21 protein-coding genes and 1 tRNA gene are annotated in these 19449 nt (G+C 63.7%); 5 read left to right on the forward strand and 17 right to left on the reverse strand.

Annotated elements, in window-relative coordinates; genetic code table 11:
- Positions 1-136: 136 nt before the first annotated feature.
- Entirely contained in the window at positions 137-1273 is a 1137-nt protein-coding gene (locus ACI8UR_RS09190) for a phenylacetate--CoA ligase family protein (protein ID WP_411714724.1), read from the forward strand.
- Positions 1274-1321: 48 nt separating this feature from the next.
- On the opposite strand, the gene ACI8UR_RS09195 is transcribed toward ACI8UR_RS09190, so the two are convergent.
- From ACI8UR_RS09195 to ACI8UR_RS09230, 8 genes are all read right to left on the reverse strand, one after another.
- Positions 1322-2161 (reverse strand): amidohydrolase family protein, encoded by an 840-nt coding sequence (locus ACI8UR_RS09195; protein WP_411714725.1) that lies wholly within the window; start codon positions 2159-2161, stop codon positions 1322-1324.
- On the reverse strand, positions 2158-2556 hold the full coding sequence (locus ACI8UR_RS09200) for a PaaI family thioesterase (RefSeq protein ID WP_411714726.1): 399 nt from the start codon (positions 2554-2556) through the stop codon (positions 2158-2160). The genes ACI8UR_RS09195 and ACI8UR_RS09200 overlap by 4 nt, the downstream gene beginning before the upstream one ends.
- Positions 2556-3599: a branched-chain amino acid ABC transporter permease gene (locus ACI8UR_RS09205; protein ID WP_411714727.1), complete on the reverse strand. Its 1044-nt coding sequence runs from the start codon at positions 3597-3599 to the stop codon at positions 2556-2558. Before ACI8UR_RS09205 ends, ACI8UR_RS09200 begins: the two co-directional genes overlap by 1 nt.
- Positions 3600-3686: 87 nt before the next feature.
- Positions 3687-4616, reverse strand: a complete 930-nt coding sequence (locus ACI8UR_RS09210) for a branched-chain amino acid ABC transporter permease (RefSeq protein WP_411714728.1) — start codon at positions 4614-4616, stop codon at positions 3687-3689.
- On the reverse strand, positions 4617-6713 hold the full coding sequence (locus ACI8UR_RS09215; RefSeq protein ID WP_415087791.1) for an AMP-binding protein: 2097 nt from the start codon (positions 6711-6713) through the stop codon (positions 4617-4619). It abuts the gene before it with no gap.
- A 1-nt stretch (position 6714) separates the two neighbouring features.
- On the reverse strand, positions 6715-7566 hold the full coding sequence (locus ACI8UR_RS09220; RefSeq protein ID WP_411714730.1) for an ABC transporter ATP-binding protein: 852 nt from the start codon (positions 7564-7566) through the stop codon (positions 6715-6717).
- Entirely contained in the window at positions 7566-8411 is an 846-nt protein-coding gene (locus ACI8UR_RS09225) for an ABC transporter ATP-binding protein (protein WP_411714731.1), read from the reverse strand. The genes ACI8UR_RS09220 and ACI8UR_RS09225 overlap by 1 nt, the downstream gene beginning before the upstream one ends.
- Positions 8411-9610: an ABC transporter substrate-binding protein gene (locus tag ACI8UR_RS09230; protein WP_411714732.1), complete on the reverse strand. Its 1200-nt coding sequence runs from the start codon at positions 9608-9610 to the stop codon at positions 8411-8413. The genes ACI8UR_RS09225 and ACI8UR_RS09230 overlap by 1 nt, the downstream gene beginning before the upstream one ends.
- Positions 9611-9774: 164 nt before the next feature.
- Here ACI8UR_RS09230 and ACI8UR_RS09235 point away from each other — a divergent pair, with 164 nt between their 5' ends.
- Both ACI8UR_RS09235 and ACI8UR_RS09240 read left to right on the forward strand, forming a co-directional pair.
- Positions 9775-10203: an HIT family protein gene (locus tag ACI8UR_RS09235; RefSeq protein WP_411714733.1), complete on the forward strand. Its 429-nt coding sequence runs from the start codon at positions 9775-9777 to the stop codon at positions 10201-10203.
- A gap of 48 nt (positions 10204-10251) precedes the next feature.
- A complete protein-coding gene (locus ACI8UR_RS09240) occupies positions 10252-10959 on the forward strand; it encodes an AAA family ATPase (RefSeq protein WP_411714734.1) in 708 nt (235 codons plus the stop codon).
- Here the strand turns inward: ACI8UR_RS09240 and ACI8UR_RS09245 are convergent.
- The gene (locus tag ACI8UR_RS09245) at positions 10956-11453 is read right to left on the reverse strand and encodes a hypothetical protein (RefSeq protein WP_411714735.1); all 498 of its coding nucleotides are present in this window, start codon (positions 11451-11453) and stop codon (positions 10956-10958) included. The genes ACI8UR_RS09240 and ACI8UR_RS09245 overlap by 4 nt on opposite strands.
- Before the next feature lie 173 nt (positions 11454-11626).
- Here ACI8UR_RS09245 and ACI8UR_RS09250 point away from each other — a divergent pair, with 173 nt between their 5' ends.
- Positions 11627-12490 (forward strand): transcription initiation factor IIB, encoded by an 864-nt coding sequence (locus ACI8UR_RS09250; protein WP_411714736.1) that lies wholly within the window; start codon positions 11627-11629, stop codon positions 12488-12490.
- Here ACI8UR_RS09250 and ACI8UR_RS09255 read toward each other — a convergent pair.
- From ACI8UR_RS09255 to ACI8UR_RS09290, 8 genes are all read right to left on the reverse strand, one after another.
- Complete coding sequence (locus ACI8UR_RS09255) at positions 12472-13026, reverse strand: hypothetical protein (RefSeq protein WP_411714737.1); 555 nt, start codon at positions 13024-13026, stop codon at positions 12472-12474. The two genes, ACI8UR_RS09250 and ACI8UR_RS09255, sit on opposite strands and share 19 nt — an antisense overlap.
- 30 nt (positions 13027-13056) lie before the next feature.
- Positions 13057-13728 carry a hypothetical protein gene (locus tag ACI8UR_RS09260; protein WP_415087793.1) on the reverse strand — a complete coding sequence of 224 codons (672 nt, stop codon included), beginning with the start codon at positions 13726-13728 and terminating at the stop codon, positions 13057-13059.
- Positions 13725-14063, reverse strand: coding sequence for a hypothetical protein (locus ACI8UR_RS09265; protein WP_411716413.1), 339 nt, complete (start codon positions 14061-14063; stop codon positions 13725-13727). The genes ACI8UR_RS09260 and ACI8UR_RS09265 overlap by 4 nt, the downstream gene beginning before the upstream one ends.
- 40 nt (positions 14064-14103) lie before the next feature.
- A complete protein-coding gene (locus ACI8UR_RS09270) occupies positions 14104-14358 on the reverse strand; it encodes a hypothetical protein (protein WP_411716414.1) in 255 nt (84 codons plus the stop codon).
- A gap of 3 nt (positions 14359-14361) precedes the next feature.
- Positions 14362-18024, reverse strand: coding sequence for an LAGLIDADG family homing endonuclease (locus tag ACI8UR_RS09275; protein WP_415087794.1), 3663 nt, complete (start codon positions 18022-18024; stop codon positions 14362-14364).
- Positions 18025-18088: 64 nt separating this feature from the next.
- Positions 18089-18214, reverse strand: coding sequence for a hypothetical protein (locus ACI8UR_RS09280; RefSeq protein ID WP_411715871.1), 126 nt, complete (start codon positions 18212-18214; stop codon positions 18089-18091).
- Between the two features lie 284 nt (positions 18215-18498).
- Positions 18499-18912 (reverse strand): group I intron-associated PD-(D/E)XK endonuclease, encoded by a 414-nt coding sequence (locus tag ACI8UR_RS09285; protein WP_411715870.1) that lies wholly within the window; start codon positions 18910-18912, stop codon positions 18499-18501.
- 101 nt (positions 18913-19013) lie between these two features.
- Positions 19014-19086, reverse strand: a tRNA-Pro gene (locus ACI8UR_RS09290).
- An 84-nt stretch (positions 19087-19170) separates the two neighbouring features.
- On the opposite strand from ACI8UR_RS09290, the gene ACI8UR_RS09295 reads away from it, so the two are divergent.
- Positions 19171-19449: pro-sigmaK processing inhibitor BofA family protein (locus ACI8UR_RS09295; RefSeq protein ID WP_415087796.1), on the forward strand; the 279-nt coding region annotated here is incomplete at its 3' end.

The raw sequence follows: 19449 nt of genomic DNA on the forward strand, positions 1-19449 counted from the left end.
GGACGTGTGGGTTCGACGGCTCGGCTACGACCTCGACTCGTATCGGCAGGCCATCGGCGACGCCCTCGCCGACCTCGGCGCCGCTCCCGACTGAATCGCCCTGCGGTTTTTTACCGTTTCACGCCCCACCCAGTCCATGGACGAAGCGACACTCGCGGCGGTCAACGAACAGCTCGAGCGCGTCGGCGACTACGCCCTCTACGAGGCACTCGGCTCCGTCGACTCCTGGGAGGAGTTCCGCGAACTCCCCTTCCTCACCGGCACGGAGCTAAAGGTCGATTACGACGAGCACGCCCCGGAAGGGTCGCTGTACGACGGCGCCGCGATGATGTGTTTCACGCCGCTCGGTGACGACCTCGCGCCGGTGTTCGACACCGCTGCCGACCTCGAGTGGCAGGCCGAGGCCAACGCCCGCGCCTTCGAGCGCGCCGGCATCGAGGCCGGCGACCGCGTGCTCAACACCTTCGGCTACCACACGTTCGGGACGGGTATCATCATCCAGCGCGGCCTCGAAGCCCTCGGTGCGGAGGTCATCCCGGCCGGCCCCGGCGAATCCGAACAGGCCGCAGCGACCATCGAAACGTACGACGTCGACGCGCTTGTCGGCAACCCATCCTTCGCGCTCAAAATCGGCGAGGCGGGCGGGAGCGTCGACACCTTCCTCGGCGGTGGCGAGCCGTTCACCTCGATCCCCGGGCTCCGTGCCGAGGTCAAGGACGCCCTCGGTGCCGACACAGCTGTCGACTACTTCGGCACGCGCCAGATTCTGCCGGTCGCCGCCGAAACCGAGGCCGAGGACGGCCTCTATCTCCTCGACGACTACGCGCTCATCGAGGTCATCGACCCCGACTCCGGCGAGGTACTGCCGTACGGCGAGCGGGGCGAACTCGTCGTCACGCATCTCAAGAAGGAGGGGTGTCCTCTCGTCCGCTATCGCACCGGCGACCTGACCGAGTGGGAGCGCCGCGACGGCGAAATCGTCCTCCCGAACGGCGTCATCGGCCGGACGGACGGCCGACTGAAGGTGAAAGGCGTCAAACTGTATCCCGAGGCGCTCGGCACCGTGCTCGCGGGCTTCGAAGGCCTTTCCGGCGAGTTCCGACTCGAACTCAGCCGGCCCGAATCGACTGACGAAATCCACCTCATCGTCGAAGGCACCGCCGATATCGAGGAACTGGCCTCGGCGGTCAAAGGCCGGCTGCTCGTCGCCCCCGACGAAATCAACCTCGTCGACGACCTCGAGGAGACGGGCGTCGTCGACGACCGCTACTGAATCCGCCGCCGTCGCTTCTCGCCCGCGAAAGCTCGACGATACGCGTGATTATCGCTCGCCGAGGAATCGGTCTGCAGCGCCGGAGAACAACGCCTCGAACGCCGCATCGGAGAGGTCACGCTCCAGTAGCCCCTCGTGTTCGGCACGGTACTGATGCGGGATGTTCGGGTAATCGGAGCCGTACATGATTCGCCCCGACAGTTCCTCGAACACCGCGTCGTCGACGTCGCTCGGGTCGAACTCCATGTAGTCGCCGACGGCCGTCGACATCGCAAAGCAGGTATCGAGGAAGACGTTGTCGTGGTTCCGCGCGACGTCGATGAATTCGGCCGTCTCGAAGGCGCCCATGTGGGCGGCACACGCCCGGACGTCGGGGTACGATTCGAGGAACGACCGGAAGGCGTCGACGCCGACGTGCGGCGAATCCCGGAACATCGGCGCTGTTCCGGCGTGAAACAGGATTGGTCGGTCGTACTCGGCGGCCAACTCGAAGGCCGGGTCGAGTCGGGGGTCGTCGGGGCCGACCTCCTGGACGGGACACTGGAACTTCAGGCCGCGAGCGCCCGCTTCGAACGCCGCCTCGACAACCGCGCCGACCTCGTCATCGCCGTGGACGGTGGCGAAGGGGAGACACATCTCCGAGTCGGCGGCGCGGTCGAGCACCCAGTCGTTGAGGTCATCGGCGATACCGGGTTTGTGGGCATAGGGTAGCGCACAGTACCGCTCGACGCCGTGCTCGCGGAGATGCGCCTCCATCTGCTCGCGGTCGGTCGGGTGTGGGAACTCCCAGCCGGCGGCGTCGTTGAGCGCGCCACGGATGGCGGTCATCAGACGGTCGGGCATGAGGTGGACGTGGATGTCCGTCGCACCGGAGAGCGTTTCCGTCATGGGGCGAGCTTGTACACCCCCCGTGCCTTCGCGCAGGTGTCGCCGCCGGATTCGACGACGATGTTGACGCGGCCGACCGTCTCGCCGCGGCCGCGCACCTCGGCGAACCCCTCCAGTTCCGCCTCGCCGGCGTGGGTGAGATAATCGACCCGAAGGTCGATAGTTGGGGTGTAGCGGCCGAGCGATCCGACGAACGGCGCCGAACCGGTGAGGTCGGCAAGCGCCGAGATAACGCCGCCGTGGACGGCCGGCACCTCCGGATTGCCGACGAGCGACTTGTCGAACGGCCACCGGGTGTGGGCCGTCTCTTCGGTTGCCGAGACGACTTCGATATCGTTGGCGCGGTGAAACGGCAGGTCGAGCAGTTCCCGCGCCGTCTCTGTCACGTCCGTCATCAGTACGCGTACGGCCAGTTCCGCAGATATTCTTTGAGCTGTCCGAGCGCGGCGAGGACGCCCTTCGGTTCGACGGCCAGCACGATGATGATGATGCTGCCGAAGAACACCGGCACGAGCGCCGTCGCGTTGAGGCCGGTGGCCGCCGAAACGCTCTGCAGGATGTTCCGGAGGACGTCCTGCAACAGCGTCACGACGCCGACGCCGATGAGCGCCCCCCACACGTGCCCCAGCCCGCCGAACAGTAACATGACGTAGTGTTCCAGCGTGAGCGCGAGCGTGAAGTAAGCCGGGCTGATGAAGCCGATATAGAAGGCGTATAGCCCGCCGGAGACGCCGATCATGAAGCCGCCGATGGCGAACGCCAACAGCTTGTTCTTGAAGACGTTGATGCCGAGGACGGCCGCCGCAAGGTCGTTTTCGTGGACGGCGCGGAACGTCCGGCCGATGCCGGTTCGCGAGAGGTTCAACGACAGCATCGCGAAGAAGAGCATCCCGACGAGGCCGATGTAGTAGATGTGCAGGTCGGTGCCCACCTTCCCGATGGGGCCAACGAGGCCGACCTCCGAGGCGATGCGCTGTTGGGAACCGCCGTGAATCCAGTCGGCGCGGCTGTTGTTGAAGAACCACTCGGAGATAAACTGCAACGCGAGCGTCGAGATGGCGATGTAGAACCCCTTGACACGGAACGAGGGCAAACCGAAGGCGACGGCGACGGCTGCAGCGAGGATGCCGCCGACGGTGATGGCCGGAAGGAGGCCGGCGCCGGCACCGAGCATCCGGCTCGTCGCGTATGCACCGATAGCCATGAACGCTCCCTGTGCGAGGACGATCTCGCCCGCGTAGCCGAGGATGACGTTCAGCCCGAGGACGGCGATGGCGAAGATGTACATCCGCGAGAACAACGACAGCGTCCCACCGCCGACAGCGAAGGGGAGCAGGAACGGAATCGGGAGTCCGAAGAGGAGCGCGACTTTCTGGATGCGCCAGCGGAACAGCCCCATCCGGGACGCGTAATCGGTGAAATATTCGCCGGACGGCACGCTACTGCACCTCCTCTGGCCGCGTGCTGTTCGTCGGCGCCACGGGCGATACGGGTTCGGAATCGTGGATGGTGGTGTGGAACATCGTTAGAGCCTCTCTATACGTTCGGTGCCGAACAGGCCGTACGGTTTCACGACGATGACGACGAGCAGGAAGACGAGCGGCAGTATCTGGCCGAAGCCGGGGCCGAAGTCGATGATGGCGCTGCCGCCCTCCAGGTAGTAGGAGCCGAGTTCTTCCAGCAAGCCGACGACGATGGCGCCGATAAAGGCGCCGGGAATCGAGTCGAGGCCGCCGAAGACGACCGCCGCGAAGATGACGATGCCGGTCGTCTCGATGGCGAAGCCGGCCCCGCCCGATGACATCGCGAGCAACATCCCGCCGATGGCGGTGATGCCGATGGAGAGCGCCCACGCCAGGGCGATGGTTCGTTCGATGCTGACGCCGAGTACCATCGCGGCTTGCTCGTCGCTTGCGGACGCCCGAAGGATGCTGCCCGTGACGGTGTACCGGAAGAACAGCATCAGCACGACGACGACGGCGAGCGCCAGCGCGACTGCCAGCGCATACGCCGCCGAGATGGACGTGCCCAGCGGGAGGTCGATACTGAAGCCGAAGGTCAACGCGTCAGGATACGACCGGTAGTTCGGGCCGAGGAGGAACCGGATGAACCCGCTGAAGATGTCGCTGAGCGCCAGCGTGACGATGATGACCGACAGCACGGGCTCGCCGATGAACTGCCGGAAGACGACGCGTTCGAGCAGGATGCCGAGGCCGACCCCGATCAGGATGGTCGCGCCGACGGCCGCAACCGCGGGCAGCGACGTCGACAGCAGCGCCGACGTGCCGAGGATGACAACGCCGTAGGCGCCGACCAGGGCCAACTGCCCCTGTGCGAAGTTGAGGACGCCGGTGACCTTGTAGATGAGCGAAAAGCCCATCGCGACGAGGGCGTACAGCGCACCGAGGCCGACACCGGAGATGATGATGTCGATGAACGTGCTGACGTTGACCATCTACTCCACCTCCACGTTCGCATCGAGCGGTTCATCGACATCGACTACTCGCATGACGCCGCGTTCGTCCGACTCACGTCCGTCCTGGTAGGTGATTGTGACTTCCATCTCGATTTCGTCCTCGCCGGAGTAGATGCCGTCGACGAGTTTCTGGTAGCGGTCGACGACGACCTCCCGTCGTATCTTCCCGGTTCGCGTGAGTTCGCCGTCGTCGGCGTCGAACTCCTTGAACAGGATGACGAACCGCTCTATCGGGTGGTCGAGCTCCGCGTTGGTCTCGGCGACGACCCCCCGGAGCAGCTCAAGGACGGGCTTTTTCTGGGTCAAATCGCGATAGCCCGCATACTGGATGTCCCGCTGGTCGGCCCATTCGGCGACGTTGTCGAACCGGATGTTCAACACCGCCGCAAGCGAGTCGCGGCCATCACCGATGACGAGCGTCTCCTTGACGTAGGGGTTGAACTTCAGCTTCGTCTCGACGCTGATGGGCGCGACGGCGGCCCCATCTTCGAGTTCGAGGACGTCGTCCATCCGGTCGAAGATCTTGACGTGGCCCTCGTCGGTGAGCGCGCCGAAGTCGTCGGTGTGGAGCCACCTTCCGGCAGCGTCGGACGCTCCCGACTCCCCGCTCGCTCCACTCGCGGGGACTTCCTCGATGGCCGATTCGGTTTTCTCCGGCATGCCGTAGTAGCCGGAGGTGACGACGGGGCCGCGAACGAGCAGTTCGCCACCGGGAGTGATGCCGACCTCGACGTTGGGGAACGGCTCGCCCACGGTGTCGACCTGGATGTCGTCGTCGCGGTGCATCGTCACGAATCCACAGACCTCGGATTGGCCCCAAATCTGTTTGAGGGGAACGCCCAGGGCGTGGTAGTACGAGAAGTGGTCTTCACCGAGCGGGCCGCCGCCGGTGTAGACGTTCTTGGCGCGTTTCAGGCCGATCTTGTCAAGAATCGGCCGGTAGGCGACCCAGTAGGAGAGCCAGTGGGCGGCCCGCAGCGTCGCCGGCGGTTCCTCGTCGGCCTTGTCGCCGCTGATGTATTCGGCGTATTTGCGGCCGATGGACATGGCCTTCTCGTAGACGAACCGTTTGAGGCGTGAGGTGTTCTCGATTTTCGCTTTGATATCCGCGACCCACGCCTCGTAGCGATTCGGCGATGAGAAGATGATTTCCGGACCGATTTCCCGGAGGTCTTCGGCCTCGGTTTCGGGCTGTTCGGGGAAGTTCGCCGTCCAGCCGCCGACGAACGCGGCGGCGATGAGTATCATCTGCTCGCCGACCCACGCCATCGGGAGATACGAGAAGTAGTCGGACTCCTTCGGCAATGGGTCGATCTCGATGGCCGCGTTCGCGAGATTGATGAAGTTGAAATGGCTCAACTGCACCCGTTTCGGCATGCCGGTCGTCCCGGAGGTCGGCGGCAACATCGCCGTCGTCTCCGGGTCGATTGCCTGCACCTGCTCGTGCAGATAGTTTTCGCTGACTTCGCCGGTTTCGAGGCGTTCGCGCCCCTGTTCCTCGACGGATGCGTACGAGATGACCTCGGGGTCGGTGTGGTCGTCGTAGCGGAACATCCCCTTCTCATCGCGGTAGATGATGGTATCGAGCGAGGGGACGTCGTCGGCGACGAGGAGGAGTTTGTCGACCATCTCCTGGTCTTCGGCGTAGACGACGGAGGGTTCGAGCAACTCCAGTTGCTTTCGGATGTCGTCAGGGAGCATGTCCTCGTAGTTCGGCGCCGCCATGCCGCCGAGCGACTGGGCGGCCATCCACGACCACAGCTGGTGCGGTCGGTTGTAGCCGATGGTGAACAGCACGTCGCCATCGCCGAAGCCGTACTCCTCGAGACCGAGCGCGAACGCCTCGACGCGCTCGTAATACTCCTCCCAGGTGTACTCCTCCCAGACGCCGTAGCGTTTCCACCGCAAGGCGATGTCGTCGCCGTGCTCCTCGACGTGGTCGAAGAGAATCTCGGGCAGTGCTCGGTCGGAGACGATGGGCACGTCGGCGTCGTCGGGTGCCGACAGGATGCGGTCGACAGTGAGGCTGGACGTGTCGTCGGGCGTCGCTGCCTCGCTGATTTCGTTGGTCGCCATCTCAGTCCACCCCCGTGTACACGCGGGCGACTTCCGGGTCGTCGGTGACCGCGTCGGGCGGGCCGCGTGCGAGGACGCCGCCCTCCTGCATCACGACCATGCGGTCGGAGACGGCGGTGACGACTTCGAGGTCGTGTTCGATCATGACAAGCGTGAGGTCTTCCTGTTCGTGGAGGTCGGTCAGAAACCGGATCATGTCGTACTTCTCGTCGAACGTCAGGCCGCTCATCGCCTCATCCAGAAGGAGGACGTCGGGTTCAAGCGCCAGCGACCGCGCGAGGTCGACCCGTCGACGGACGCCGAGCGGGAGCCCAGATATCGTCGCGTGGCGGTACTCCCACAGCTCCAGGTAATCCAGAATCTCCTCGACGCGGCGCATGTTCTCGGCCTCGGTTCGGCGGCCGGCGCCGTAGAAAAGCAGCGCCGACAGGAGGTTCGGCCGTTCCGTAACCGAGCGTATCGTCATCACGTTCTCGATGACGTCCTCCTCTTCGAACAGCTCGAGTCCCTGAAAGGTGCGCCCCAGGCCGGCTCGGGCGCGGTAGTATTCGGGCGTGTCCGTGACGTTCTCGCCGTCGAGATACACGTCGCCGCCGGAATCGGGTTCGTAAAAGCCGTTGAGGATGTTCAGAAGCGTCGTTTTCCCGGCGCCGTTCGGGCCGACGATGGAGAGCCACTCGCCGGGCTGGACGCCGAGTTCGACGTCGTCGACGGCCGTGACGGAGCCGAACGTTTTCGTGATGTTCCGACAGCCGATGGCCGCCTCTTCGGGGTCGATCGGCGGCCCGCTCCGGAGGGATGCGGTATCGAGGCTCGTGTCGTCGGTCGGTCTGTTCGCATCGTCGGCGCTCATCAGGTCCACCTCTTGCGGATTTTGTAATGGCGGATGTCCGTGTACCGTGAGGTCTCACTGGAGGTGCCGAGATAGAATTCCTTGATCTCCTCGCGTTCGGCCAGCACGTCGGCCGGGTCGTTGAGTTCTATCTGCCCGTTCTCCATCACGTAGCCGTAATCCGCGATGTTGAGCGTCCGCTTTGCGTTCTGGTCGGCGATGATCATCGTGATGTCCTCCTCGCGGTTGATCTCGACGAGCGTCTCGAAGATGTCCTGTACCAGTTTCGGCGCGAGGCCGAGCGAGGGTTCGTCGAGCAACAGTAGTCGTGGCCGGTGGATGAGCGCCCGCGCGATGACGAGCATCTGCTGTTGGCCGCCGCTGGCGTAGCCGGCCTTCAGGTTCAGGATGTCCTTCAACTGCGGGAAGTATTCGAAGGCGATCTCGTAATCGTCCTCATCGAAGCGGAATCGGCGCCCGCCGCGATACAGCCCACAGCGGAGGTTCTCCTCGACCGTGAGGTCTTCGAACACCCGGCGCCCCTCGAGGATGTGCGTGACGCCGCGTGAGACCATCTCGTTGGCGCCGTTGTTCGTCACGTCCTCGCCGTCGTAGAAGACGTGCCCGCGGGAGACCTCGCCCCGCTCGGTGCGACCGATGCCGCTTATCATCTTGAGGATGGTCGATTTTCCGGCGCCGTTCGGCCCGAGCAACGCGACGATGTCGCCTTCCTCGGCAGCCATGGAAACGCCCTGTACTGCCAGGAAATGTCTGTCATAGACGATTTCGACGTTGTCGAGTTCGACCACCGGCGGCTCGTCGGCCGATTCGGCTGACGTCGAGGTCGCGCGTTCGCTCGCCGTCATCAGAGACCGATCCAGTCCTCCCGGCGGGGCAGTTCGACCGTTGTATCGAACTCGAAGCTGCCGTCGGACACCTCGAAGAGCCGGCCGGTCATGGTTGGGCGGCGGTCGTCCTCCATGTAGTTGAACGGCTCCGAGAGGCCCCACATGTTCTCGTCCGTGATGTCGAACATCGACTGCCGGACGTCGGCTCCGCTCGTCGGGTCGCGGTCATTGTCGATGGCGTTCTGCAACCCTTTCAACACCAGAATGGCGTGGATGCAGCCGCGGACGTAGTTGAGGTTCGCCACCTGTGGGTCGTCCATGCTGCGCCCCTCGCGCTCGAAGTTGGCCTCTATCATGTCGGCACCGTCGCCGCCGACGTCAAGTGCGCCCTGGAACGTCCGGAAGGCGTTGACGTATCGGACGCCCTCGAAGTTCTCCGGCGACTCCTGAATCCGGGCTTCGTCGACGGTGTAGGTCAGCCCACACACCGTCACGTCCGGGTACACGTCGTCTTTGTCCGAGAGCAACACCTGCATCGGCCCAGCGGTGTTCTGGTGGATGAGGTAATCGACGCCGGCGTCGCGGGCCTGCCGCAACTGCGTGGTCGCGGAATTCGCGTCAAGCGGGAGATTGATATCATCGGCGACATCCAGCCCGAGCTCGTTGGCGTACTGCTTGCCGCCCTCGACTGGGGCTTTCCCGAACGGGTTGTTCGAGAAGATGAACGCGATCGTCGCCTCGGCGTCGTTGTCGGCGATCCACTTGAGATGAGCTCGCGCCTGACTCGTGTAATCGAGGTTGCCGAAGAAGTTGTACGGCGCCTCCTCGGTCAATAGATTCGCCGAATAGGACGCGGAGACGTAGATGATTTGGTCTTCGGCGACCGACCCGGACAGCGCTTCGGTGTCGGCCGTCCCCCAGCCGATAATCATCGGTGGGTTGGAGCCGGAGGTGTACTGGTCGTACAGCTGTTGGGCCTGGGGCACTTCGTAGGCGTAGTCGCTGTTCGGATGGTCGATAGTTCGCGGCAGAAGGTCGTTCTCGTTGAAATACTTGATCGCGTCGCGCGACCCGATGGCCGTCGGCCGGCCGACGTCGGAGGTGCCACCACTCTCGTCGTACAGCCCTGGCACGGTGATGGCGTTTTCATCGCCGCCGTCTCCACCGGTACAGCCCGCGAGCGACCCAACGGCAATCGTCCCAGCGGTGGCTTTCATGAACCGCCGCCGGCCATGTGAATTGGTGAACTTCCTCATGATACGAACATCACAATGGAAGGCGCCGATTTATGTTTTGCCCTAAAAACAGCCCGCTATACCGCGGTCAAAAAGCCCACCGAGACGCACCAAGATTAAAGCCATCCGTTCAACCATATGTGAGCATGAGCGAAGACTGTGTATTCTGTCACATTCTCGATGGTGAGATTCCTGCCCGCGTCGTGTACGAGGACGACAACGTTCTGGCGTTTCTGGATGCGAACCCGCTTTCGCGCGGGCACACGCTCGTCGTCCCGAAGGCCCACCACGAGCGTATCGACGACCTGCCGACGGCCGACCGCAACGCCGTCTTCGAAACGCTCGGGCGGCTGGCGCCGTCCGTGGAGGCGGCCGTCGACGCCGACGGTGTCAACGTCGGCATGAACGATGGGAAGGCTGCCGGGCAGGAAGTGCCACACGTCCATGGCCACATCGTGCCGCGGTTCGAGGGCGATGGCGGCGGCGCCATCCACTCCATCGTTCGGACGCGACCCGACCTCCCGGACGACGAACTCGACACTATCGCAGCGGGCATCCGCGGAGCGGCCGAGTAGCGCGTTCGGAGCGGCATATTTTTACCGGATAACGAACGCAACTATTCTGTGACAAGCGATACGCTCGCGCTCGTCGGCGCCGCTGGCGGCGTCGGAACGACCCGACTGACGCTCGAATGTGCCACCCTGTTGGCTCGCGACGGCCGTGACGTCGCCGTCCTCGACGCTGCCTACGGGACGCAGGGGCTGGCCGACCGCACAGAGGGCCGCATCGATCCGGACATGACCCAACTCTGTCTCACCGACTCGCCCATCGAGGAGGGGCTCATCGACCGCGACCTCGAGGCGGCTGGCAGACTCGCGGTCTGTCCTGCCCACGCCCCGTTCGAGCGGCTCGCTCGAGCGAAGACGCCCGAAGCCGCCGAGGCGTTCGAAGACCGAATCGCGGAGGCCGCCAGAGCGGTCGATTTCGTCATCGCCGATACGCCGCCGCTTGCGGCGAACCAGGCAGTCGCGGCGGCCACCGCCACCGACCGGACTGCGATTGTCTGTGACGGGGTGCGGGCCGCTGGCGCTATTCCCCGTACAGAAGACCGATTGGCCGATATCGGCGTCGATGAAGCCACGACCGTTCTCACACGAACAGACGACTCCGCGAACGCGGACGTTGCGGTGCCGGCGTTCACGACCGACGGACTGGCTGTCGAAACCGACTCGGATGCACGACGAGCAATCGCGGACGTTCTCGAAGCGACGCTTGACGTGACTGTGACTCTCCCCGACGATGCCGGCCTCCGCTCGAAGCTTCTGGGTTAGAGCCAGTCGTCGACGTTGCTCCGGGCATCCGCGAGCGGATCGGCGGGACGCTCGAGAGACAGCGCGTCCGCAACGGCCGATTCGGCTGCAGCTATCGGCTCGTGTGTCGCGATATACGCCCCAAGTGCGAATTCCTCGTCGCCGACGCCGGCGAGCGTTCGCGCCTCCGTTCGCGATATCTCACCTGCCAGCCAGTCTTCGAGAACCCGTTTCGCGGTCGGCGTCAGCGGGTCGACCGGTTCGCCGAGCAGATACAGCGTTTTCGCAGCTGTCGTCTCCGGCAGTTCCGCCACCGCCGCTGCCCGGCCGACGCTCGCCCCCTCCGCGTACGCCTCGACGAGTGAAGCGGCGGCATCCGGCGAACACGGAAGCGCATCGGCAAGCGGTGCCAACCGCGCCGCAAGCGGCGTCTCGGTGTCGTCCGTCGTCGCGATACCGCGTTCCCGCTGCTCCGTCGTCACCTCCAGCCCCTCCGCGAGGTCTGCCAGCCCCATATCTGCGAGTGCCCCCGCCTTCGTAATTAAATCCAATGGATGGTGCAAAACGACCGCCGGAAACGGCGACGAGAGGGTACCGGTTACCGATACCCTCTCCGCCGAGAGTCGACCAACGTTCCCCAGTGCTCGCTCCGTTTTTAATAGGGAATCCGGGCGCAGTTTCGCATGTGATGAGTGCGAGCACACGAGGCATCTGCCCCGAATGTGAGGGGCGCCTGCGGAGTACCGACACGGAGACCATCTGCGACGAGTGTGGACTGGTCGTTTCCGAGGATACGCTCGACCGCGGCCCGGAGTGGCGGTCGTTCGCGGACGACGACACCAGCCCCGAACGCTGCGGCGCCCCGCTTACACGGTCGCGACACGACAGGGGGCTGTCGACCGAAATCGGCCGTTCGACCCGTCTGAAGGGTCGCAAGCGGCGTCGCATCGCCCGGATGCGACGACAGCACAACCGCGCGCAGATTCGCTCGAAACGAGAGCGCAATCAGGTGTACGGCTTCACCGAGATTCGCCGGCTCGTGGGGCGGCTCGAACTGCCCGACGCCCTACAGGAGCGAGCCTGCGTCCTCTTCGAATCCGCTCAGGAGAACGACCTGCTTCAGGGGCGTTCCATCGAAGGCTTCGCTGCGGCAGCCGTCTATGCGGTCTGCCGTACCGCGGCTGTCTCACGGACGCTCGGAGAGATCGTCGACGTGGCCACGGCCACCGAGGCCGAACTCAAAGTCGCCTACGACGCCCTGAACCGAGATCTCGGACTGCCGACCGGCCCCATCGACCCGGCCGAATATCTCGCCCGGTTCGCATCGAAACTCGACGTGCCACAGCACCTCGAACGCCGCGCTCGAGACCTGGCGACGGACGCCACCGATTCAGGGCTCGTCGCCGGGCGAAACCCAAGCGGCGTCGCGGCGGCCTGCCTGTACACCGTCGCACAGGAGGCGAGCTTCGACCTCACACAGCGTGAAGCCGCCGCCGTCGCGGATGTCTCGGCAGTCACCATCCGGAACACGTATCACGACCTCCGGGAGTGAGCGAGCCGCTGCAACGTTTCTACCGGGATATCGACGGCCAGCAGTCGGCGTTCGAGGTCATCAGGAACGAAAGACAGCCGCGAGCAGAGCCGGCGGTCACGAGCGAGCGCGGCTGCGAGCGATTCGACTTCTGCGAGCCCACCCTCCGCTGTGACAGCGTCGGTCGCGGACGCGAGGTCGTCAACCGCTGCGATTCGCTCGGCTCGGCCGACCCGTGCTTCGACTCGCCGGAGCCACGACTCGACGCCATCCGGTAGCGCTCCAGCAGCCATCGGCTCGGCGGCGACGAGCTCGACCACCGGCGGCTTCGGTGCTTTTGGCGTCGCGAAGCCGAACGGTGTCGTCCCCGGCTCAACCGTCGCTGTCACGCTGCGTTCGTCCCATCCATCAGCCAGCCTGCCATCGGTTCGGGGCAGCCAAACCGCCCCATCGACACGAGGCTCGATGCGAACGCGGTGGGCCTGGTCGGCATGAAGGCATACTTCGACGAACGTCACGCCCCCGCTTCGGATCGTCTCGATGTCGAGCTCGGGCATGGTGGCCCTGGCCGCGTTTTCGAACATAAACTACAGCCGAACGACGGGCGCCGCCAGCCACGACTCGGCGGCCGCGGCGTCCGGGAACCGCCGACAGGCGAGCACGACCGGCGTGTGGACGCGCCCGACGTGGACGACTGCAAGCGCCGCCGTCACCGGGTCGGCAGCCGTGAAGCTGTCCGCGGAACTTCCCGGCACGTCCAGCATCGCCTCGTCGACACGCGGCCGTATCTTCCCGATACACTCTTCCCGCGCCGTCCGTTCGAGGTTCGCGATTCGATCTTCCAGCTGAAGCCGACGCTCACGGGTGTCACGGGCGCTTCGAGCGCGGCCGCGCACCTCAGCCAGCCGCTCTCTGGCAGCCGCGTGTTCCGTTTCCAGTTCCGAGAGCGCTCGAATCGCGTTCTGGTACTCGGCAGCGACACCTTCGTCAGTCGCTTCCTGCATCCGTCCCCGAAGCATCGCAACACGCTCCCGTTTCGCTTCGAGCGTCGACTCCGTCGCCGCGACACGTCGCTTGGCCGCTTCGAGCGAAGCCTCCGGCGTCGACACCTCGAGAGTCTCCAGCCGCTGCCGTGCCGCAGCGAGTTCCTCATCGACGCGCGTCGTCACACCGCGCGAGCGCGCGGCGGAGACGAGCGCGGCACGTCTATCCAGCGTCAGTCCCGGCCCGATGACGCCGACCTGCGCTGTGAGGTTCACAGTTCCCGCTGTTTCAGTTCCGAGGCCGACGGATGTGGCGTATCGACCACGAACTTCGCGTACGCCGTATTCGTGTTCGCTCGGTTCTCGTAGGCTTCGGCAGCGGCACGAACCCCGTCGGGGACGTCCCGAAATTCGTTGAACGGCTCCGTCCGTTCTATCTGTACGTCATCGGCGTGTTTCTCGCAAAGGCGCAATGCGAGAAACGCCCCGTGTTCCGTCTCCTCGAGCAGCGCTGCACGTCCGAACCGTCGTACGATGGTCTCCTCGTGTGTTCGACAGACGTTCCGGAGCGACGTGCGCGCGGCCTGCGAGTACGTCACGACTAACAGCACGGCTGGTTTTTGCTCTACTATTCAGTTTAAAATTACCGAATCAATCGATGCGCTCGACTGTCGGCGCCTCGACATCGGTCAACTCCCGGACGCGTTCGCGGGCCTTTCGCTCAGAGGTCGCGACGACGATGGTGCCCGAACCTGACCGGTACGCCGAGCGGTCACCGTCGAACTCGGTGGCGAAGGTGCGGACGGCTGCTCGCACCCGTCGTTCGCACTCCTCCAGTTCGGTATCTCCCGTCTCGAACTCGGCCAGCGCGTCTTCGATGCGACGAAGTGCAGCGATGCGATCCATCCGTCACACCGACCGCAGGTGACCGCTCTGGGGTTCGTACACTTCGCCTTTCTGTCTGAGTTTGTCGATCTCGTGTTCAGCTTTCGACCGCTCCGTACCCATCTCCTCGGCACGGTCGAGCACCTCCTCGATGGGGGCTCCCTCGTCGTACTCCTGTTGAATCTCGCTGATGAGCGCCTTGATGTCCTTGATGCGGTCGCGCTGGCTCTTCGAGGTGCCCGTCTCGACGATGTCGGCGTCGAACTCCCCTGTCTCGGGGTCGACGCCCACGTCCTTCAGCGAGGACATGACGATATCGACGGCCTTGTCGGCGTCCCGCTTTTCGACGCGGTCGCCCAACCGCATCCGGGCGCTGGCCTCCGAGAGCCGGACGAGCGCCTCCAGTTTCCGCGCCGTGACGGGAACCGCCGACCCTTCGTCGAGTCCCTTCGAGCGGAGGTCGACGTAGAAATCCTCGATGACCGTCTTGGCCTCCTCGGTCATCGTCGGGAACACGTTGCGCTTGGCGAAGGCGATGTACTTCCGCATCAACTCGGGGTCGATAGCTGACTGGACATCCTCGGTCGCCTTCTCGACTTCGTCCTCTGAGAAGTTCGAGGTGGGGTTCTGCTGTTGGTGAGTGTACACTTCGCCAGCGTAGTTCGTCTGGACGACGTGTTCGGCCAGTTCCTTGTCTTTCTCTTGATCCGGTACGTCGGTGATGATGAACATGATATCGAACCGCGAGAGCAGCGCCGGTTCGAGGTCGATTTGCTGGCTGTATTTCTCGTGTTGGTCGAAGCGGCCGTACTTCGGGTTCGCCGCCGCGAGTAACGAACACCGGCTCTTCAGCGTGGCGTTGATGCCGGCCTTGTTGACGCTGATTTGCTGCTGTTCGAGCCCCTCGTGGAGCGCAGAGCGATCCGCGGCATCCATCTTATCGAGTTCGTCGACGGCGGCGACACCCCGGTCGGCCAACACGAGTGCGCCGGCCTCCAACGTCCACTGTTGGCCGTCGGCGAAGTCGTCGCGAACGGCAGCAGCGGTGTTGTGGGTCACGATGCCGTTGCCGACGAAGTTGTGCGTCTCCGGAACCGTCAAATCGAACACTTCCTTGTGGCCGGTATCGACGGCGGCGACGACTTCATCCCAGCGAAGGTCGGCATCGACGGCTTCACGTACGTCCGGTTCCGCCGACCCGAGGTCGATATCATCGAGCATATCGCGTGCCCGCACTCGTCCGGGATTGTCCCCCCGGCTGACGTTCCGGTGATACTCGCCAACCGACCCCTCGACGGTCGCAAGCGCCGAGCCGACGGGGAGCATCTCGCGTTGCTGTCGGCCCTCGTCGACGATGCCTTCGATGGCCGCCTGCTTTTCGGAGATATCGAAACCAATGGCGTCCGCATACCGGTCGACATCCGCCCCGTACATCTCGACGAAGTACTGGACGTGTTTCGACTCGATGCTCCGTCCATCCGCGAGTTCGTAGCTGCCGCGTCGATCCCGTTCGCGAACCGATGCTCGAATGCCGTACGTTTCGAGCAGCAGTTGAACCTGTTGGGCAAGCGGTTCACTAATCGTCGACAGGAGAACGCTCTGCCCACCGTTTTCGCGTGCCGAGACGGAGCCATCGGCGTCCATGAGCCCCCGAAGGAACGCGTCGGCGTGTGCTGCGGTGGTCAGTTCCGGGGCCAACGCGAGCTCCGCTTTCGGCGTCGTCAGTCCCGCATTCGAGAACAACCGCGCGACGGTCGCACTATTGAACCGGACACAGGGAACCCTGTCGTCTTGATACTCGATGTCCGGTCGCTTGTCGAACTTCGCCTCGAAGATGTTAGCAGCCCGGTTGAGTACCGCCTCGTCGCCGTTGGAGATGCGAACTTGCCCCCGATTTTCTCCGCGTCGGTTCAGCGAAATATCGCCATCGCCGAATACGAGACCCAACAGGTACATGAGATCCTCGTCGAACGTCTCGGGAAGTGTGATACTGCCGCCGTTGAGCATCAACCGCTCGAACTGAACGTCCTCGCGGGTCGCTCCGACGGCCTCGAGCATTCGATCCAGCTTCTCCACGGGGACGTGGCGATTCTTGAGGTGGAGATAGATGAAATCCTCCGAGAGTTCCAGTTCCGCTGCCGCGTCCCTGAGTGTCCCGAACTCCTCCTGAAGCGCCTCGCGGAGGAAGACGACGGAGGCGTCGGTCAGTTCGACGTTCTCCGTGGAACGCTCGAGAAACTCCCGAACGGACACCTCCGAGCGGTCGAGTTCCCCGTATCGCGGTATGGCGACGTAATCGCCGGCTTCGATGTCCGATATTTCCCGCCACTCGACTCCGTCGGATCCGCACGTCAACACCGGCGTGTTCACCGAAGCTTCGAGTTCCTTTCCGTCGCTCGTCTCGATTCGGCGACACGGCTTCTCCGGCATTCGCCACGCGTGAGAGGTGGTGAATTCGGTCATCTCCCCCGAGTTCCGGTCGAACGTCTGTACGTCGACGGCCTTCGGGGAGGCTGTCTCCTCGCGGACAGGGTTGGGAAGCTCTTCAGTAACGAGGTCTCGAATCCGCTGGAATCCGCTGTTGGTGTGAACCACCGTATCGCCGGTGACACACAGCCCGGCCGCGGAACTGCTCTTCCCCGAGGTCGAGACTGCCCGCGGAGCGATGTTCTTGACGTACTGAATCAGCTGGGATTTCCCGGTTCCGGGGTCGCCCATCAGCAGGATGTGGATGTCCCCCCGAACCCGGGAGTCGTTTGGGAGGTTCTTCGTGACGCCGGCGAACAACTGGAGGATGATGGCAAGCTTCTCTTGTTCGTAGCCGTGAATAGAGGGTGCCATCGAGTCGATGAACTGCTGTTCGATGTCCGCCTGTTCTGAGAGGGCGTAGATCTCTTTCTTGTCTTGGTCGGTGATGTTCATCTCCTCGAACTCCTCGTCTTCGATTTCGACGGAGATGCCGCTCATGTACACGTCGAAGATGGGCGTCTTGCTCTGGTTTTGTTCCTGTTGGTCGAGGTGGATAATACCGATGACGCGGACGTGGTCGCCGGGCGTCACTTTCCCGGTGATGTCGTCTTCGATGTTCACGTCGATGCTCTGTGGCGTTTCGCCGCCGCGGAGGCCTTCGGGAGATTCCTGTACCCGGAGTTTCTGTGCGTCGACGAACTCCGATTGGTCGAAATTGATGTCGAAGGGGCCCTGCCGTTCACAGCCTTGGCATTCGTGGGGTTCGTGGAACTCCCCGGAGGTTTGCGGAATCCTGGTGAGCGTCCCGCAGCGCTGGCATTCGAAGGCAGCTTCGGTTATCTTCGGCCGAACGTCGGTCGCTTTGCGGATGATACCGGTGACGGAGACGAGTTGGCCGCGGTGGCGCGCGCGGATGTCGCGGATGCCCGTCGTCTTCTGGAGGTTCTCGACGCGGATGTGGGCCTGCCCGAGTTTCACGTCGACCGGAAGGTCGTACAGGCGGAGCGCCTCCTCGGCGTAATCGCGCATCTGCTCGGGCTGGGCGATAAAATCGTCCGCAAGGTCGGGGTCGAACCGATAGAGGTCGTCCCAATCGACGTACAGCGAGCGCTGTTCGTTCGGGTACTTCTGGGCGAGTTCCCCGATTTCGTTGCGATAGTAATCGCGGTAGAACTGCTCGAACTTGTCGATGACTTCCGTGTTCTCCGCGCGCGCCATGAGGGTACTGAGAGTTGGCGCGCCACCGGATAAGAACTTTGCCAACCGGGGTGAAAGTGGACGGTTAGTTGTCAGCCCCGCCGCGGCCGACCCGAAGCACTTCCTCGCCGTCGACTTCCCGCACCTGCTGGCCGAACAGCGCGTTCGTCATCACGAGATGGCCGAAGTACGTCGCCGCGTAGTCGCACATCCCGAACGGATGGAGGTTCGATTGTCTCGCCGGCGGCAGCAGGCTCCCGATGAGCTGTATCGTGCCGTCACCGACCTCGATGGTGCCAACGATGATGTCGCCGCCGGTCGTCCCGGCGACGGTACCGCCCGCGCTTTCGAAGGCCGCGCTGTCGCCGCGGAGAGCCGCACGAACTGCCGCCGGGAAATCGGCGACCCGTCGAAAGGATTGTCGGACATACTGTGTGCTCTACCGATCGCACTCGGTGTTCCCTACAAAACCTTCTGACAAAGCCGTCCAAACGGCTACGGCGGCCATCGCTCGTCGAAAGCGTAGTCGGCTGCCCAGTTCATATCTTCGTGCCGCTGTTTCGGCGTCTCGACCCGAATCGACATGTTGGCGTCTACTTCATCCTCCCAGACCAGAAACAGGCGCTCGATGTCGTGGGAGTAGACGACGAAACAATCGATTCCATCGCTGTACGGTTTGTAGCTGTTCCCGTCCGCGTTCGTATGCTGGCTGTTCCCTTTGAACTGCACGACGCCTCCGTTTCTCCAGCCGGTTTTTATCTGTGCGCGAAATAGCTGTCCGCTCGGTGCCTCGATGACTGCATCGTATCGTTCGTTATCTCCAAACGGGAGAGATACCGGTATCTCGCGTCGTTTGAGTTCGGTTATAACCGTTGCCTCTGTCAAATCGCCCTTCCTGTGTGGCTCCATCTCTGAGCGGCATTGCTCCCGATTTCGAATAAAAACGTTAGCACGGGCGAAAAAAGGCCGAACTACTCGAAAGACGCCTCCGCAAAGCCGGAAAATCGAAATGGGATCGCCCGGATTTGAACCGGGGTCTACGGCACCCAAGGCCGCAAGTATACCAAGCTAACCCACGATCCCGTACCAGGCCATACCTCCTGCCTGCGTGAAAACGTTTCGTTCCGGGCCCCAAGGGATATACAGTCACGCCGAGAATCGCGCTGCATGGTTACAACGACCGAAATCGCCCTGCTGGTGTTGGTACTGGCGCTTCTGTTCGGCGCCTTCCGGATCATCAAGGCGGTCAAACCGCTCGTCGTCAACGCGATCGTCGGCGTCATCATCCTGTTCATCGCGAACTTCGTCGGCCTCGGGGTGGAGATATCGGCCGTGGCGGTGTTGGTCTGTGCAGTCGGCGGGGTTCCCGGCGCACTGCTCGTCATCATCCTCGCGTATCTGGACATCGCCTTCGTGGCGACGATGGCGCCGCTGGGCGCGATGGCG

Origin of the sequence: Natronomonas sp., from assembly GCF_047616845.1 — an archaeon.
In the GTDB taxonomy this organism is placed as follows: Archaea; Halobacteriota; Halobacteria; order Halobacteriales; family Haloarculaceae; genus Natronomonas.